Origin of the sequence: Streptosporangium sp. NPDC006013 (assembly GCF_040614275.1) — a bacterium.
Classification (GTDB): domain Bacteria; phylum Actinomycetota; class Actinomycetes; order Streptosporangiales; family Streptosporangiaceae; genus Streptosporangium.
In genome coordinates, this window is sequence record NZ_JBEXUE010000243.1 from 1 (window position 1) to 15,108 (window position 15,108).

The window sequence follows — 15,108 nt, forward strand, 5'->3', positions numbered from 1 at the left end:
CCTGCCGTGGAAGGCACGGATCAGGCCGGCTCCTCCGGAGCGGAGGCGGAGCCGGGAGCACCCGCCGCCTCCTCGACCAGGTCGTGCGCCGCTCCACCGCCCAGATAGGCGGCCTGCACGGCCGGGTCGTTGAGCAGCTCGTCCGCGGGCGCGCTCTTGACCACCTGCCCGGTCTCCAGGACGTAGGCGCGGTGGGCCAGCTTCAGCGCCTGCTGGGCGTTCTGCTCCACCAGCAGCACCGTGGTGCCCCGGCGGTTGATCTCCTCGATGATCGAGAAGATCTGCTGCACGATCAGCGGCGCCAGACCCATCGACGGCTCGTCGAGCAGGAGCAGCTTGGGCTTGGCCATCAGCGCGCGGCCGATGGCGAGCATCTGCTGCTCACCTCCGGACATCGTGCCGCCCATCTGGGTCCTGCGCTCCTTCAGGCGGGGGAACAGCTCGTAGACCTCGTCCAGGTCCGCGCTGAAATCACCCGAGCGGGTGTAGGCGCCCATGAGCAGGTTGTCCTGCACCGTCATGCCCGGGAACACGCCCCGGCCCTCGGGCGCCTGCCCCAGACCCGCGATGACCCGCTTGTGGCCGGGCATCTTGCTGATGTCTTCGCCAGCGAAGACGACGCTCCCCGACGACAGCGGGCGCAGGCCCGAGATCGTCTTCAGGGTGGTGGTCTTACCCGCCCCGTTCGCCCCGATGAGCGTGACGATCTCGCCCTCGTTCACCTCGACCGAGATGCCCTTGAGCGCCTCGATCTTGCCGTAGTGGACATGGATGTCCTTGACCTCAAGAAGCATCGGCGGGAGCTCCCAAATACGCCTCGACGACCCGGGGGTCGGTCCGCACCTCGTCCGGCAGGCCATCGGCGATCTTCTGGCCGAAGTCCAGCACCGCGATGCGGTCACTGATGCCCATGATGAGGCTCATGTCGTGCTCGATGATCAGAATCGTCCGCCCGGCGTCCCGGATGTCCCGGATCAGCTGCTGCAGCGCCACCTTCTCCGCCGGGTTCATACCGGCGGCGGGCTCGTCCAGCAGCAGCAGCTTCGGGTTGGTCGCCAGGGCGCGGGCGATCTCCAGACGGCGCTGGTCACCGTAGGGCAGGTTCTTGGCGTGGTCCTGCGCGCGGTGCGAGATGCCGACGAAGTCGAGCAGCTCCATCGCCAGCGCACGCCCGTCGCGCTCGGCCCTGCGGTGCCAGGGAAGCCCCAGCGCCACGCTGACCATGCCCGACTTGTGGTGCGCGTCCGCGCCCACCATGACGTTCTCGATGGCCGTCATGTTGTGGAACAAGCGGATGTTCTGGAACGTGCGGGCGATACCCCGCTTTGTGATCTTGAAGCGCTTGACGCCGCTGATCTTCTCGTCCAGGAACCGGACCTCGCCCTCGGTCGGCTGGTAGACCCCGGTCACCACGTTGAAGACCGTGGTCTTGCCGGCGCCGTTCGGGCCGATGAGCGCGAAGATCTCCCCCTCCTTGATGGTCAGGTCGACCTCGCGCAGCGCCGTGACACCGCCGAACCGCATCACGAGGTTCCGCAGCTCCAACATGGTGCGGCCGCTCCGCTCCGGCTGTGCCACCTCCGAGGTCACAGTGGCCGGATTCACCTCGGCGCTCACTTGGAAGCCACCTCCTCAACCTGCGAATCGGGCCCGGGAACCTCGGCCCCGAGCGTACCCATCCCGCCTGTTCCCTCCTGCAACTCCGCCTTGCGTTGACGCGACGGCAGCAGACCCTCCGGACGGAAGATCATCAACGCCACCAGCACCGCGCCGAAGATCAGCATGCGGTACTCCTGCAGGCCACGGAACCGCTCGGGCAGCCAGGCCACCAGGAAGGCACCCAGCATGACACCCGGCAGGTTGCCCGAACCACCCATGACCACCGCGGCCAGGATCGTCGCCGACAGCAGGAACTGGAAGTCGTTCGGGTTGATCGAGATGGCCTTCGCCGCCCACAGCACGCCCATCGCGCCACCGATGGAGGCACCGATCGCGAAGGCGAGCATCTTGAAGCGGAACGTCGGCACGCCCATGACCTCGGCCGCGTCCTCGTCCTCACGGATCGCCGCCCAGGCACGCCCGACCCGGCTCTTCTCCCAGCGCTTGACCAGGATGATCACGACGACGGCCAGCGCGACCAGCAGGTAGTAGTAGGGACGCGGGTCCAGCACGCCGTACTTGAGCGGATCCACTCCGAACACCTCGGAGAAGTTGATCCCGAAGAGCTGGAAGTCCTCGATGCTCGGCGGGTGCGGAATGCCGCGGATGCCGTTCGGGCCACCGATCTCGTCGGTGTTTCGGGCGGTGATACGAATGATCTCACCGAAGCCCAGCGTGACGATCGCCAGATAGTCACCGCGCAACCGCAGCGTCGGAGCGCCCAGGGTGAGGCCCGACAGGGCACAGATCCCGATGCCGACCAGCAGGATGAGCCAGAAGTTCCAGCCCAGCCGGGTACCGATCAGCGCCATCGCGTAACCGCCCACGGCGTAGAACGCGACGAAACCCAGGTCGAGCAGACCCGCCTGACCGACCACCACGTTCAGGCCGATCGCCAGGACCACATACGTCCCGATCGGGAAGAACAGGATGCTCGCCCAGTCGGTGTAGGGCGACATGAAGGGGGCGAGACTCTCCGACGGCAGCAGCAGCGCCCCGACGATCAGGAGCACGTACAGCGTCCAGCGCTGCCAGCCGGGAGTGCTCAGCCAGCGATCGTGCATGGCGTCGCCGAAGCGGCCGAGGCCATTGCGGATACCTGCCAGGGAATTCTTCTGGTTCATGCGCGCGCCTGCTGGAGTGATTCACCGAGGATTCCGGTGGGGCGGAACATCAGGACCAAGACGAGGATGGTGAAGGAGATCACGTGCTTCCAGTCGGAGCCGAAGAAGATGGCTCCGTAGTTCTCCACCAGTCCGAGCGTGATTCCACCCACCAGGGCGCCGCGCAGGTTGCCGATGCCACCCAGGACCGCCGCGGTGAACGCCTTGATACCGAAGAGGAATCCAACAAGGTAGTGCGTGTTCTCGTACGAGATCAGATAGAGCGAGCCCGCCACACCGGCCATGCCGCCGCCGATGAGGAAGGTCATCCGGACGATCCTGTTGATGTCGACACCCATCAGCACGGCCGCCTCGGGGTTCTGCGCGGTAGCGCGAATACCCCGGCCGATCTTCGAGCGGTTCACCAGGGCGTCCAGCGCGATCATCATGCCGATCGCCGCGACGATAACGAATATCTGGTCGATCCGGACGGGGTGTCCGAAGAGCGAGAAAAGTTCGCTCCGCTCCATCAGCCGGGGCAGAGCCATCTGGATACGGCCCTGTTCCGGACGGTTGAAGACCTCCGGGATCACCAGGAGCGCGAACAACTCCTGGAGGAAGATCGAGGCGCCGATGGCCGAGATCAGCGCCGCCAGCCGGGACGCGCCGCGCTTGCGCAGCGGCCGGTAGGCGATCCGCTCCAGCGCGATCGCGGTGCCCGCCGAGGCGAGCATGCCGGCCAGGATCATCGCCACCACGACACCGACCAGCGCGATGCCGGTCAGCGGTGAGTTGATGCCGAACACGAACGGCACCAGCATCGCACCGAACGTACCGATCATGAAAACTTCTGAATGCGCAAAGTTGATCAGCCGCAGCACGCCGTACACCATGGTGTAGCCGAGCGCGATCAGGGCGTAGATCGAGCCGAAGGCCAGGCCGTCGATCGTCGCCGGCCAGAATTGATTGATGAAGTCATTGAGCACTAGGGTTTACCACTTCTAGCGGGGGTCGCCTGCACTTCCGGGTAGCACACCGCCTCCAGCAGAACCTCGTGGACTCTCTGGAAGTACGCGAGAAGCGGGAACGCACTGCGCGTTCCCGCTCCCCGCGCGCCGACTACCTAATCTCCTTCAGCGCCGGACTAACCCAGTTTGGCCTCGGTGGCCTTGCCCAGCAGGCCGATGGCACCATCCTTGACCTGGTAGATGTAGATGTCCTTCGCCGAGACCTCACCGTTGGCCTCGAACTTGACCTGCTTGGAGACACCCGCGAAGTCCACCGTGGCGATGAACTCGTTGATCTTCTCAGCAGTGGTGTTGCCCGCCTTGATCGCCTCGACGAAGACCGTCGCGGCGTCGTAACCCTCGGCCGCGTAGATCGCCGGGTCCGCGCTGTAAGCGGCCTTGTAAGCGTCGGCGAACGCCTTCACCTTGGCGTCGGTCACATCCGGGGTCGCGATGTAGCACGGGCAGCCGACCAGCGCGCCCTCGGCGTTCGCGGCACCGGCGCCGTCGATCAGACCCTTGTCCAGCGAACCGTCACCGGACAGGAACTTCGCGTCCTTGACACCCTTGTCGCGGAGCTGCTTGAGCAGGTTGCCGCCCGCGGCGTAGTAACCACCAAAGAAGATCGCGTCAGGCTTGGCGGCCGCGACCTTGTTCACCACCGAGGAGAAGTCACTCTCGGTCGGGTCAAGCGAGTCGGTCGTCAGCTTCACGCTCTTGGCCTCAAGCGCGCCCTTGACCGCGTCGGCAAGCGGCTTGCCGTACTCGGACTTGTCGTCGATGACGAAAACGTTCTTCGCGGCGAGGCCCGTCGCGATGAAGTCACCGATACCGGGGCCCTGAACGTTGTCACTCGGCAGCACCCGGTGCCAGTACTTCCAACCATTCGCCGACAGCGCGGCGTTGGTGGCGGACGCCGAGACGCTCGGCAGCTTCGCCTCCTCCAGCACCGGCGCCACCTGGGCGGACTCACCGGAGAACGCAGGACCGATCAGACCAACGATCTTGTCGGTCTTGATCGCCTGCTGGGCCAGGGCGACCGCCTTCGACGGGTCCGCCTGGCTGTCGTATTCGACCAGCTCGATCTTCACAGCCGGGTTGGTCTTGTTGTACTCGTCGATGACGAGCTTCGCACCGTTCCGGGGGGGAATGACGATGCCGGCATTGGCGCCGGTCAGGTCTCCCATGAAGCCAAGCTTGATGGTACCGGGGGCGGCAGCACTGGAGCCACCCTCAGCCGGCGTGGCTTCCGTACCACCGTCACCGCAGGCAGCGAGACCGAGGGTGAGCGCCACACCGGCGGCAAGCACTCCACCGAGGCGTGCAGTCTTAGGCCGCAAGGTTGCCTTCCTTTCGCCCGTTCCCTCGTCAGGACCGGGTTCACAGATGCCCTTCCCTGGCGGGTGGCCAGGGGGTTGTGTCGGTTAGTACAGCCAGCCGATGTCACGGGTCGATACAGGACGGCCCGCCGTTACCGTTTCTTTATAACACCGATCCTTTTCGGCTATCAGCCGCAAAAGCCATGGTCACTGGCAACCTCGCCACCCCAACGGCCATCACACCGGCCCCCAGGAAGCCCACATCGCCTCCTCCGCGAACCACACCCCCGACAGGCACGGGCCTGCGAAAAGAACCAGAGAGTCCGATTCAGGGCTCCTCCGCCCCCATCTCGGAGCCGCCCCCGCCCCGATCCGCGTCCGCGACCACGATCTGCGCAACCTGCCGCATGCTCAGCCTGCGATCCATCGACGCCTTCTGAATCCACCGGAACGACTGCGGCTCACTCCACCCATGCCGCTCCATCAGCAGACCCTTCGCCCGCTCCACCAGCTTGCGCGTCTCCAACCGCTCGGAGAGCGTCCCGACCTCCCGCTCCAGCGCGGCGATCTCCTGATGCCTGCTGACCGCCATCTCGATCGCCGGCACCAGATCCGACTTCGTGAACGGCTTCACCAGGTACGCCATCGCACCGGCGTCCCTCGCCCGCTCCACCAGGTCACGCTGCGAGAAGGCCGTGAGAATGAGGCACGGCGCGACCCGCTGCGACACGATCTGCTCGGCCGCCGAGATCCCGTCCAGGATGGGCATCTTCACATCCAGGATCACCAGATCGGGCCGCTGCTCCATCGCCAGCTTGACCGCCGACTCCCCGTCCCCGGCCTCCGCGACGACCTCGTATCCTTCTTCCTCTAACATCTCCTTGAGGTCGAGACGGATCAGTGCTTCATCTTCCGCGATCACCACTCGCCGCTGCGTACTCACGAGCAAGAGAGTACCGACGTCCGCTAGATTAGGACTACGCCGATGCCGGTCAAGCGATCGTCATCGGTTAGGCTGCACGACAAGCGTTTTGGATAAATTCGGACGTGTCCGGATTCCTGCCCCGGTACCCCAATTGGCATGAGGGAGCGGATTCAAAACCCGTACAGTGTGGGTTCGAGTCCCACCCGGGGCACGCTTCAACCGCCCGGCCGCACGGCCGGGCGGTTTTGTCGTACCCAACTGAAACACTTTCCGTATGTACGATGTAACTATCCGTGAAAGAGTTCGCAATCTCCTCGACTCGGGCGAGACGATCAGCGCGGTCAGCCGCCGCACCGGCATTTCACGGTCGACCGTCAGGGCATGGCGGGAACGTCCGGACCACCTAGTCCGACGGGTGGCTTCCTGCCCTCGCTGCCTGGAGATTCCGGAGCTTCCCGCCCCACCAGACAAGTACGCCTACCTTCTCGGCCTCTACCTTGGAGACGGCTACATCAGCACCATCGGCGACCCTTCCAAGCAAGTGTGGTCATTGCGCATCATGTGCGCCGATACATGGCCAGGACTACAGGAAGAGTGCATTAAGGCACTTATATCCATCAGACCGGACAACAAGGTCCGCATGCTGCCCAGACAGGGCTGTACCGAAATCAATTCCTTCTCCAAGCATTGGCCGCACTTGTTCCCACAACATGGGCCAGGGAAGAAGCACACTCGCCTGATCGAACTGGAAGCCTGGCAACGTCAGATCGTCGCAGCGAATCCGGGCCATCTCGTTCGAGGGCTGATGCACTCCGATGGTTGTCGCATCATCAACCGCGTTCGACGGCAGTTACCCGGCGAGACCCACTGGTACGAGTATCCGCGCTACCTCTTCGTGAACGAGTCCCAGGACATCCTCGATCTCTGCGGCGAAGCGCTCGACATGCTGGGCGTGGCATGGCGTTATTCCAAGCCCAACACCATCTCCGTGGCCAGGCGAGCGGCCGTTGAGCGGTTGGACGAGTTCGTGGGGCCGAAGTACTGAGGTGGTTCGGTGGGGGGCGGCCCGGTGGGCGAGTAGGTTGCTCGGAAGACGGCGTGACGGAGGGGGATGCGTGGGAATCGTGGAGAACGGCCAGGCGGAGCTGAGCGGTCCCGGTGCCGGGCGGGTGCGTCTTCCGGAGGGGGTGCTGCTCCGCGGGCACGGGGTGGTGTTGCGGGAGTGGGAGGACGGCGACCTGGGGGCGATGGTGAAGCTGTTCGACGACCCCGAGGTGGCGTACTGGACGCCGCTGGTCTCGCCGTTCGGCCCGCAGGCGGCGCGGGCCTATCTGGAACGTGCCCGGCAGCGGCGGGCGGCCGGGGAGCGGCTGCAGTTGGCGATCACCGTGGACGGGGGTGAGCCCATGGGTGAGGTGTTGCTGATGTTGAGCGGTCTTGGCCTGGATGTCGCGGAGATCGGTTACAGCGTGGGGGCCGCCTTCCGGGGGCGGGGGCTGGCGCGGGGGGCGGTGCGGGTGATGACTGGGTTCGCCCGGGACACGGTCGGGGTGTCGCGGCTGTTGCTGGAGATCGAGGCGGGTAACGCGGCGAGCGTGGCGGTGGCCCGTGCGGCGGGATACCGCCTGACGGACGCGCCACCGGTTCCCGCTGAGGAGAAGGGCCGGCCGATAGCGCTGCGGACGTGGGAGTACGAGGGGGCCTGACCGTGAGTGCCGGGTGCGGGGCGGGATGATGGTGACCGGGCGACGGCGGGTAGGAATCGGTGCGGGTCCGGGGCGACCCCCCATCTCGGTAGGAGAATCATGAGCACACTCGCTGACAGGACCATCGCGGCCCTGCGCGCCACCCATGACGGGCTGGCGGCCTTCGTCCGCGGCCTGGACGCCGCCGACCTGACCCGGCCTTCGGCCTGTTCGGAGTGGACCGTCGCCCAGGTGCTCAGCCACCTCGGTAGCGGCGCCGAGATCGGTCTGGCGGCGTTGCGGGCGGCGCTGGGCGGTCAGGACGCCCCGGGTCAGGATTTCAACCACGAGGTCTGGGATCGCTGGAACGCGAAGGACCCTGAGGGGCAGGCCAAGGACTTCCTCGTCGTGGACGCGGAGATCGTCTCCGCCTTCGAGGGTCTCGACGCGGGCGCCCGCGAACGGCTCCGGGTCAAGCTGAGCTTCCTGCCCGCGCCCGGCGATGTCGCTCTGGTGGCCGGGATGCGGCTGAACGAGGCCGCCCTGCACTCCTGGGACGTCATGGTCGCCTTCGACCCGGCGGCCACCGTGGCGCCGGACACGAGCGGGGTGCTGACCGATCTGTACTCCGGGCCGCTTGATTTCATGATCGGCTTCATGGGCAGGCCCGACGCCCTCGATCCGCGCCTTGCCACGACCCTCCGGGTCGAGACGAGGGACCCCGAGCGGGTGCTGGGCCTCACTCTCGGCGAGACCGTCGGCTTCAGCGAGGTCCCCGAGCCTGCCGACATCCTGTCGCTCCCGGCGGAGGCGTGGGTGCGTCTGCTCGGCGGCAGGCTGGCTCCCGAGCACACCCCGCCGTCGGTGACCGTCACCGGTGACGGCGTCACTCTGGACGACCTGCGCCGGGTGTTCCCGGGGATCTGACGTTCGCCGGTCGTCGGAGGACGACCGGCGTAGACGGGTACGGCCACCGCCGGAGCGGTGGCCGTACGCCGGTGTGTCGATCAGGAGGGGTTGGAGACCGCCGCCCCGATGGTGTGCACGCGCAGGGCGTTGGTGGAGCCCGCGGTGCCGGGAGGGGAGCCGGCGACGATGACCACCTTGTCGCCCTTCTCCAGGCGGGAGTGGGCCAGCAGCGAGGCCTCCACCTGGCGGACCATGTCGTCGGTGTGGTGGACGAACGGCACTTCGAAGGTCTCCACGCCCCAGGTCAGCGCGAGCTGGTTGCGGACGTGGCTGGCGGAGGTGAAGGCCAGCAGCGGGATCGGTGAGCGGTAGCGGGCCAGGCGGCGGGCGGTCTCACCGGACATGGTGAACGCCACCAGCGCCTTGGCTCCGACGATGGCGCCGACCTCGGCGGCGGCGCGGGCGATGGCGCCGCCGGTGGTCTCCGGCAGCCGGTCGAGGCTGTGGGTGGCCTGGAGTGAGCTCTTCTCCGCGGTCGTGGCGATGCGGCTCATGGTCTCGACGACCTCGATGGGGTAGTTGCCGACCGAGGTCTCCCCGGAGAGCATGACCGCGTCGGCGCCGTCCATGACGGCGTAGGCGACGTCGGAGGCCTCCGCCCGGGTGGGGCGCGGTGCGGTGATCATCGAGTCGAGCATCTGGGTGGCGACGATGACCGGGCGGGCCTTCTCGCGGCAGAGCTCGATGGCCCGCTTCTGCACGATGGGCACCTCTTCGAGGGGCAGTTCGACACCGAGGTCGCCGCGGGCGACCATGATGCCGTCGAAGGCCTCGATGATCTCGGGGAGCCGTTCCACCGCCTGCGGCTTCTCGATCTTGGCGAGCAGCGGGAGGCGGATGCCCTCCTGCTCCATGATGTTGCGTACCACGTCGGCGTCGGAGGGACGCCTGACGAAGGAGAGCGCGACCAGGTCGAAGCCGGTGCGCAGGGCCCAGCGCAGGTCGGTCTCGTCCTTGTCGGTGAGGACGGGGGCGCTGACGTTGACGCCCGGCAGGTTGAGGCCCTTGTTGTCGGAGATCATGCCGCCGATGATCACGCGGGTGGTGACGCGCTGGCCCTCGACCCGGGTCACCTCCAGGCGGACCCGGCCGTCGTCGACCAGGATGCTGTCTCCGGGGTGGACGTCCTTGGGGAGTCCCTGGTAGGAGGTGGAGACCTGCTCACGGTCGCCGGGGACCTCCTCGGTGGTGATCGTGAAGACATCACCGAAGCCGAGGCGGACGGGGCCCTCTTCGAACTTGCCGACCCGGATCTTGGGGCCCTGGAGGTCGGCCAGCAGACCTACGCCACGTCCGAGCTCGGCGGCAGCCTCCCTCACCCTGTCGTAAACCTCCTTGTGCAGCTCGTGGCTGCCATGGCTGAGGTTGAAACGGGCCACGTCCATCCCGGCCGCGATCAGCTCGCGGAGACGTTCGGGAGAGGAGGTGGCTGGGCCGAGAGTGCAGACGATTTTCGCGCGACGAGTCACGGATCCCACCCTAATTGGTACAGACCACTTGGTCGTGACGTTGGTCATGGCAGCGATGAAAAATTCGGTGACACAAACGCTACCCTGGGTGAACGGAAGGTTGCGAATCGCCCCGCGCGTCACCCGCACCGTGATCTTTCTCATCAGGTACACGAGCCGCTCCCCTGGCAGCCTCAGGTTCCACAGCGCGGGTGTCGGAGACCCCTCGGTTCGGCCCTGCTCCCCGGGCGGGACGGAGGCGCGGGTCACTCGTGGACGAGTTCCTCCACGACCAGTCCGGCGCCGATGCCCAGCAGCCAGACGTCCTTGGCGAGGACGATGCCCTGCTGGGTGGGGCGCAGGCTGTCTTCCTCCCGCATGCCCGGTGTCTTGAGGTAGAGCCCGAGCAGCCCTCCGGCGAAGGCGGTCAGCCCGGCGCCCGCCAGCAGCGACGGCACCACGGGGACCAGCAGTGCCGTGCCCAGGGCGATCTCCGCGGTGCAGAGCAGTTTCACGAACCGTGTCGCTTTGATGTTCTTGAGGAACGGGTAGGTCCCCACCGCCATCCCGTGGACCCCCGCGGCGGTCTCCTCGTCGGCGGACCACTTGCTCAGCCCCGAGTTCAGGAGGAACACACCGGCGGCGGTTCGGGGTGGAAGCTGGTGTGGGCGCGCTAGAAGTCTCATGGATCCTCACAGTGACGAGATGGAGCCGGAGAACCGTTCTCCTTCCCCGGCCTGACCGCTCCACCCGCCTGTTGATCCTCTTTTGAACGTGACAAAACGAATATAACGGGGCACGGTTTCCGCCGAGAGCCCCTCCGGAGCCCGCCCCTGCGGCCGGCGTTCTCATCGGATCCTCATCGGACGCCAAGCGGGCATTGAGCCGGTCTCCGCAGGGTGTGGCCATGGATGTGCGCAGAGAACCGCGGTGGTCGAGGTGGGCGCTGGTCGCGGCGTGTGTGCTCGGCGGTGTGCTGTACGGCTGGGCACTCGACTCGATCGGGTACGGCAACTCCTACTACGCGGCCGCCGCCCGTTCGATGAGCCAGAGCTGGTCGAACTTCTTCTTCGGCGCGTTCGACCCGCTGGGCGTCTCCACCGTGGACAAGCCCCCGGGAGCGCTGTGGGTGCAGGCGCTGTCGGTGCGGGTCTTCGGCTACCACGGCTGGGCGCTGATCATGCCGCAGGTGGTGGAGGGGGTGCTGGCCGTCGCCGTGCTGCACAGGGCCGTACTGCGCTGGGCCGGCCCCGCCGCGGCGTCGATCTCTGCCCTGGTACTGGCCCTGACGCCGATCACGGTGGCGGTGAACCGCAACGACAACCCGGACACGCTGCTGGTGCTGCTGCTGGTCTGCGCCGCCTACGCGGTGACCCGGGCCGTCACCGCGGGCGCGGGTCACACCGGCACGGCAGGACCGGTGGCCGGGCCGACGGCGGAGGGCCCCTCCGGTGCGCGAGGTGGCCGGGGGCGGCCTCTGGCGTGGCTCCTTTCGGCGGGCGCGCTGGTGGGCCTGGCGTTCACCACGAAGATGCTGCAGGCGTGGGTGGTGGCCCCCGCGCTGCTCGGCGCCTACCTGGTCGCGGAGCCTTCACCGAGAAGGCTGCGGCATCTGGTCGCCGCGGCTGCGGTCATGCTGATGACGTCGACGGCGTGGGTGGCCGCGGTGGACCTGTGGCCGGGCGCCAAGCCGTACGTCGGGGGCAGCAGGGACGGCAGCGCCTGGGACCTGGTGGTCGGCTACAACGGCCTGGGCCGGGTGCTGGGGACGCGCGACGGTGCCGGGACGGGGCTGGGCAACGCGGGGCCGAGCATGGGCGGGGATCCCGGCTGGGGCCGGCTCTTCAACGACCAGGTGGCCGGGCAGATCAGCTGGCTGCTGCCGTTCTGCGCGGTGGCCCTGGTCGCGGCGATCGTCATGGACGTCACGAGAGGACGGCTGACCGGTCCGGGCGAGCAGGGGCGGCCCGGCGCGGCGGCCATCGGGGCGACTCGGGCGGGGTGGGTCCTGTGGGGCGGCTGGCTGGTGCTGTGCTGGGCCGTCTTCAGCTTCGCCGAGGGCATCTTCCACCCGTACTACACGACGCAGCTGGGGCCGGCGGTGGCGGCACTGAGCGGCGCGGGGGCGGTGACCATGTGGCGGCTGTACCTGCGGCCGGTGGGCGCGGCGTGGGCGCTGCTGCCGGTGGCGGTGGGGTCGACGGCCCTGTGGTCCGTCGTTCTGGTACGGCGGACACCCGACTGGGCGGCGTGGCTGTCCCCGGCGGTGGCGGCGGCCGGGGCGCTGGGGGTGGCGGGGCTGCTGGCGGGCCGGGTCCTGCTGCGCGCGTTCCGCCACCGGGCGATGCGGACCGCGACGGTCGCGTCGGTACTGGCGGCGGTCGCCCTGCTCGCCGCCCCCGCCGCGTGGTCGGCGGCCGAACCCCTCGACGGTCCCGGTGGCATGGGCGGGGTGAACCCGACCGCCGGACCGGAGACGGGTTCCGGCGGTGGCGGTACGGGGCCCGGCAGGGGCGGCCCCGGCGCGAGCCGCGGCCTGCCGGGGCGGGGCGGCGCGGGTCCCGGCGGCACCGGCCCCGACGGGACCCGGCAGGACGGTACGGGCTCGGACGGGAGGGACGGCGGAGAGTCGTTCGCGCCGGGCGGGGGCGGTCGCCGGGGTACGGGGGGTGGCGGGCCGTCCGGTTGGGGGGTCTCCACCGGAACCCTGACCGCCGACCGGCAACGCGTGCTGGACCACGTCAGGGCCAATCGGGACGGTGCCCGGATCCTGCTCGCCACGCTCTCCGCGACCGGCGCCGCGCCCTACATCATCGCGACGGGCGAGGACGTGGTCGCGATGGGCGGCTACAACGCCACGGACCAGGCGGTGAACCTGGCGGAACTGCAGAGCCTGGTGGCGGCGGGCGACCTGCGGTTCGTCCAGCTTTCCGGCTTCACCGGCCAGGGGGCCGACGCCGACCCCCGGCTCTCCTGGATCCAGGAGAGCTGCGCCCGGGTCGACCTGGAGGACGTCACCGATCTCTATCGGTGCGGCACCTGACGGCCAGGTGCGTCCCTCCAGGCCGGAGCCTCAGCCGGGTGACCGGGGGGACGGACCTGGGCCCTGGTGAAGCCCTCAGGGGGTGACGGAGGCCGCCTTGGCGGCGTTGACGATGCCGTGGCCGTAGAAGCCGTTGTGCGCCTTCGAACCCTCGCACTTGTGAACCTCGTCCGCCAAGAGGTCGATCTTGTAGACGTACTTGCGGGGCGAGGGGCAGGCCTCGCTCGTGGCGGTGGCGTACAGCAGGCGCTGGACGTCGCCGGGGGGCATGGTGAGGCCGCTCTTGTCCGGCTTGCCGAAGCGGCTGATCAGGATGGCGGCCACGCCGGTGGCGTGCGGGGCGGCCATGGAGGTGCCGACCAGGTACTGGTAGTAGGCGCAGACGTTGTCGCGGCACTCCCGAATGATCGACGTGTCCTTCGGCGTGCCGTCGGCGCTGATCCGTCCCTTGGCCCGCAGCGCGTACTCCGGGGCGGCGGCCAGGATGCCCCTGGTGGTGTCGTAGGAGGGGCCGCCGTCGAACTCGTCGCCGCCGGGTGCCGACAGGTCGGTCTGCTCGACGCCGTAGTCGGAGTAGTAGGCCTTGCGCTTGCTCGGGCCGACCGCGGAGACCGAGATGACGCCCTCGGACTCGGCCGGGATGTTGAGGCAGGAGTTGTCGATCCTGCGGGTGCGCTCGGACTCCTTGGGGTAGTCGGGGCTGGTCTCGTCGGTCTTGGGCCTGCCGAGGTCGGTGGCGCCGTTGCCGATGGCGCTGATGAGGGTGACGCCCCGCTTGCGGGCGTAGTCGAGGGCGCGCTGCATGCCGGTGATGATGCCGCGCTGCTCCAGTTGCTCGGCCTTGGAGTCGGCGGGGTTGGCCTTGCAGTTGAACAGCCACGGGTCGACGTAGAAGCTCATGTTGACCACGTCGATCCCGGCGTCCGCGGCGTAGGTGAGCGCCTCGATGCTGGGCTTGAGGAAGAACATGCCGGAGTCCTGGCCGGCGCGCAGGTTCACCAGGGTGACCCCGGGGGCGACTCCGGCGATGCCCCGGCCGTTGACCGGCGAGGCGATGGTGCTGGCCACGTGGGTGCCGTGGCCGTCGTCGTCCCAGTCGACCGGGTCCTTGCAGTCCTTGAACTCGCAGGGCCCGTCGAGAAGCTTGCCGTTGGGGTCCTTGGGCCGGTCGGTCACGAAGTTGCGGCTCAGGGCGTAGCTGAAGTTGGGGGCGATGTCGGGGTGCCTGCCGTCGATGCCGGTGTCGATGACGCCGACCAGCACCTTCTTGCTGCCGGGGGCGGTGGCGTGGGAGCCGTCCGCGGTGGCGCCGATCATCTTCATGTCCCACTGGCGTTCGGCCAGCGGCTCCGGTGCGCCGATTCCGGTCTCCCGGATGCCTGAAGTACCGCTCTGCCCGAGGGCCGCGGGGGCTCCTGTCCCGGGGACCGCGGTGGCGGAGCCGATCCTGCGGTCGGAGGAGACGCCCACGACGGCGTCGCTGCCGGCGAGGTTCTCCACGAACCGGGAGCCTGGACCGCTGGCGACGACGTAGCCGAGCCTCGTCTCCGTGGACAGCGCGGTGCCGCCGCTCGCGTCGATCGCGTCGATCGCGCGGTCGTGGGCGCCGTCGGCGTAGAAGACCAGGTACTCGCGGGCCTGGCTCGCGGCCGTGGTGACCCCGCCGTCCAGGGCTCCCGCCGTGAGAGTAGCCGCCAGGGCGAGAACCGTTCCCGCGCCCGTCAGGCTTCTGATCCCGCGTCTCATCGATCCTCCGCACCTGGCCTGATCACGAAAATTTATCCTTCAGCGATACGCGCGACAAAGCGAACTCAACATCCGCTCTACGCATTTTTCCGTGAAGGGGTCAGTGAAACAGCCGGTGCACACGGCGTTCCCGGGTGCGGCGGGCGGCGCCCAGCACGACGACCCGGTCCGGGCTGCGCCGCAGGACCTCGGCGAACATCTGCT

Annotated in this window: 13 protein-coding genes and 1 tRNA gene; 5 read left to right on the forward strand and 9 right to left on the reverse strand. The window is 68.2% G+C overall.

Annotated elements, in window-relative coordinates; all coding sequences use genetic code 11:
- Window positions 1–20: 20 nt before the first annotated feature.
- The 6 genes from ABZ260_RS30595 to ABZ260_RS30620 form a co-directional block, all read right to left on the reverse strand.
- Window positions 21–794 (reverse strand): ABC transporter ATP-binding protein, encoded by a 774-nt coding sequence (locus ABZ260_RS30595; RefSeq protein WP_355624767.1) that lies wholly within the window; start codon window positions 792–794, stop codon window positions 21–23.
- A complete protein-coding gene (locus ABZ260_RS30600) occupies window positions 784–1,548 on the reverse strand; it encodes an ABC transporter ATP-binding protein (RefSeq protein ID WP_350922899.1) in 765 nt (254 codons plus the stop codon). The genes ABZ260_RS30595 and ABZ260_RS30600 overlap by 11 nt, the downstream gene beginning before the upstream one ends.
- A 65-nt stretch (window positions 1,549–1,613) precedes the next feature.
- Window positions 1,614–2,783: a branched-chain amino acid ABC transporter permease gene (locus ABZ260_RS30605; protein ID WP_355624769.1), complete on the reverse strand. Its 1,170-nt coding sequence runs from the start codon at window positions 2,781–2,783 to the stop codon at window positions 1,614–1,616.
- Window positions 2,780–3,748 carry a branched-chain amino acid ABC transporter permease gene (locus ABZ260_RS30610; RefSeq protein ID WP_355624772.1) on the reverse strand — a complete coding sequence of 323 codons (969 nt, stop codon included), beginning with the start codon at window positions 3,746–3,748 and terminating at the stop codon, window positions 2,780–2,782. Before ABZ260_RS30610 ends, ABZ260_RS30605 begins: the two co-directional genes overlap by 4 nt.
- Before the next feature lie 158 nt (window positions 3,749–3,906).
- Window positions 3,907–5,079 carry a branched-chain amino acid ABC transporter substrate-binding protein gene (locus ABZ260_RS30615; protein WP_355624788.1) on the reverse strand — a complete coding sequence of 391 codons (1,173 nt, stop codon included), beginning with the start codon at window positions 5,077–5,079 and terminating at the stop codon, window positions 3,907–3,909.
- A 337-nt stretch (window positions 5,080–5,416) separates the two neighbouring features.
- On the reverse strand, window positions 5,417–6,031 hold the full coding sequence (locus tag ABZ260_RS30620) for a response regulator (RefSeq protein ID WP_355624774.1): 615 nt from the start codon (window positions 6,029–6,031) through the stop codon (window positions 5,417–5,419).
- Between the two features lie 118 nt (window positions 6,032–6,149).
- On the opposite strand from ABZ260_RS30620, the gene ABZ260_RS30625 reads away from it, so the two are divergent.
- The 4 genes from ABZ260_RS30625 to ABZ260_RS30640 all read left to right on the forward strand — a co-directional run bounded on the left by ABZ260_RS30625 (window position 6,150) and on the right by ABZ260_RS30640 (window position 8,625).
- Window positions 6,150–6,224 (forward strand) — tRNA-Leu (locus tag ABZ260_RS30625).
- 63 nt (window positions 6,225–6,287) lie between these two features.
- Entirely contained in the window at window positions 6,288–7,058 is a 771-nt protein-coding gene (locus tag ABZ260_RS30630; RefSeq protein ID WP_355624776.1) for a helix-turn-helix domain-containing protein, read from the forward strand.
- Between the two features lie 70 nt (window positions 7,059–7,128).
- Entirely contained in the window at window positions 7,129–7,719 is a 591-nt protein-coding gene (locus ABZ260_RS30635; RefSeq protein WP_355624778.1) for a GNAT family N-acetyltransferase, read from the forward strand.
- 99 nt (window positions 7,720–7,818) lie between these two features.
- Window positions 7,819–8,625, forward strand: a complete 807-nt coding sequence (locus tag ABZ260_RS30640; RefSeq protein WP_355624780.1) for a maleylpyruvate isomerase N-terminal domain-containing protein — start codon at window positions 7,819–7,821, stop codon at window positions 8,623–8,625.
- An 80-nt stretch (window positions 8,626–8,705) separates the two neighbouring features.
- Here the strand turns inward: ABZ260_RS30640 and pyk are convergent, their stop codons facing one another.
- Window positions 8,706–10,136: a pyruvate kinase gene (gene pyk, locus ABZ260_RS30645; RefSeq protein ID WP_355559905.1), complete on the reverse strand. Its 1,431-nt coding sequence runs from the start codon at window positions 10,134–10,136 to the stop codon at window positions 8,706–8,708.
- Window positions 10,137–10,381: 245 nt separating this feature from the next.
- Complete coding sequence (locus ABZ260_RS30650; protein ID WP_355624782.1) at window positions 10,382–10,801, reverse strand: hypothetical protein; 420 nt, start codon at window positions 10,799–10,801, stop codon at window positions 10,382–10,384.
- A 221-nt stretch (window positions 10,802–11,022) separates the two neighbouring features.
- On the opposite strand from ABZ260_RS30650, the gene ABZ260_RS30655 reads away from it, so the two are divergent.
- Entirely contained in the window at window positions 11,023–13,158 is a 2,136-nt protein-coding gene (locus ABZ260_RS30655; RefSeq protein WP_355624784.1) for a glycosyltransferase family 39 protein, read from the forward strand.
- Window positions 13,159–13,233: 75 nt separating this feature from the next.
- Here the strand turns inward: ABZ260_RS30655 and ABZ260_RS30660 are convergent, their stop codons facing one another.
- Complete coding sequence (locus ABZ260_RS30660; protein WP_355624786.1) at window positions 13,234–14,904, reverse strand: S8 family serine peptidase; 1,671 nt, start codon at window positions 14,902–14,904, stop codon at window positions 13,234–13,236.
- Window positions 14,905–15,108: the final 204 nt, after the last annotated feature.

Coding starts and splice junctions, on each gene's coding strand:
- ABZ260_RS30660 (WP_355624786.1), bottom strand. CDS start 14,904: ATGAGACGCGGGATCAGAAGCCTGACGGGCGCGGGAACGGTTCTCGCC.
- ABZ260_RS30655 (WP_355624784.1), top strand. CDS start 11,023: ATGGATGTGCGCAGAGAACCGCGGTGGTCGAGGTGGGCGCTGGTCGCG.
- ABZ260_RS30605 (WP_355624769.1), bottom strand. CDS start 2,783: ATGAACCAGAAGAATTCCCTGGCAGGTATCCGCAATGGCCTCGGCCGC.
- ABZ260_RS30630 (WP_355624776.1), top strand. CDS start 6,288: ATGTACGATGTAACTATCCGTGAAAGAGTTCGCAATCTCCTCGACTCG.
- ABZ260_RS30650 (WP_355624782.1), bottom strand. CDS start 10,801: ATGAGACTTCTAGCGCGCCCACACCAGCTTCCACCCCGAACCGCCGCC.
- ABZ260_RS30640 (WP_355624780.1), top strand. CDS start 7,819: ATGAGCACACTCGCTGACAGGACCATCGCGGCCCTGCGCGCCACCCAT.
- ABZ260_RS30595 (WP_355624767.1), bottom strand. CDS start 794: ATGCTTCTTGAGGTCAAGGACATCCATGTCCACTACGGCAAGATCGAG.
- ABZ260_RS30600 (WP_350922899.1), bottom strand. CDS start 1,548: ATGTTGGAGCTGCGGAACCTCGTGATGCGGTTCGGCGGTGTCACGGCG.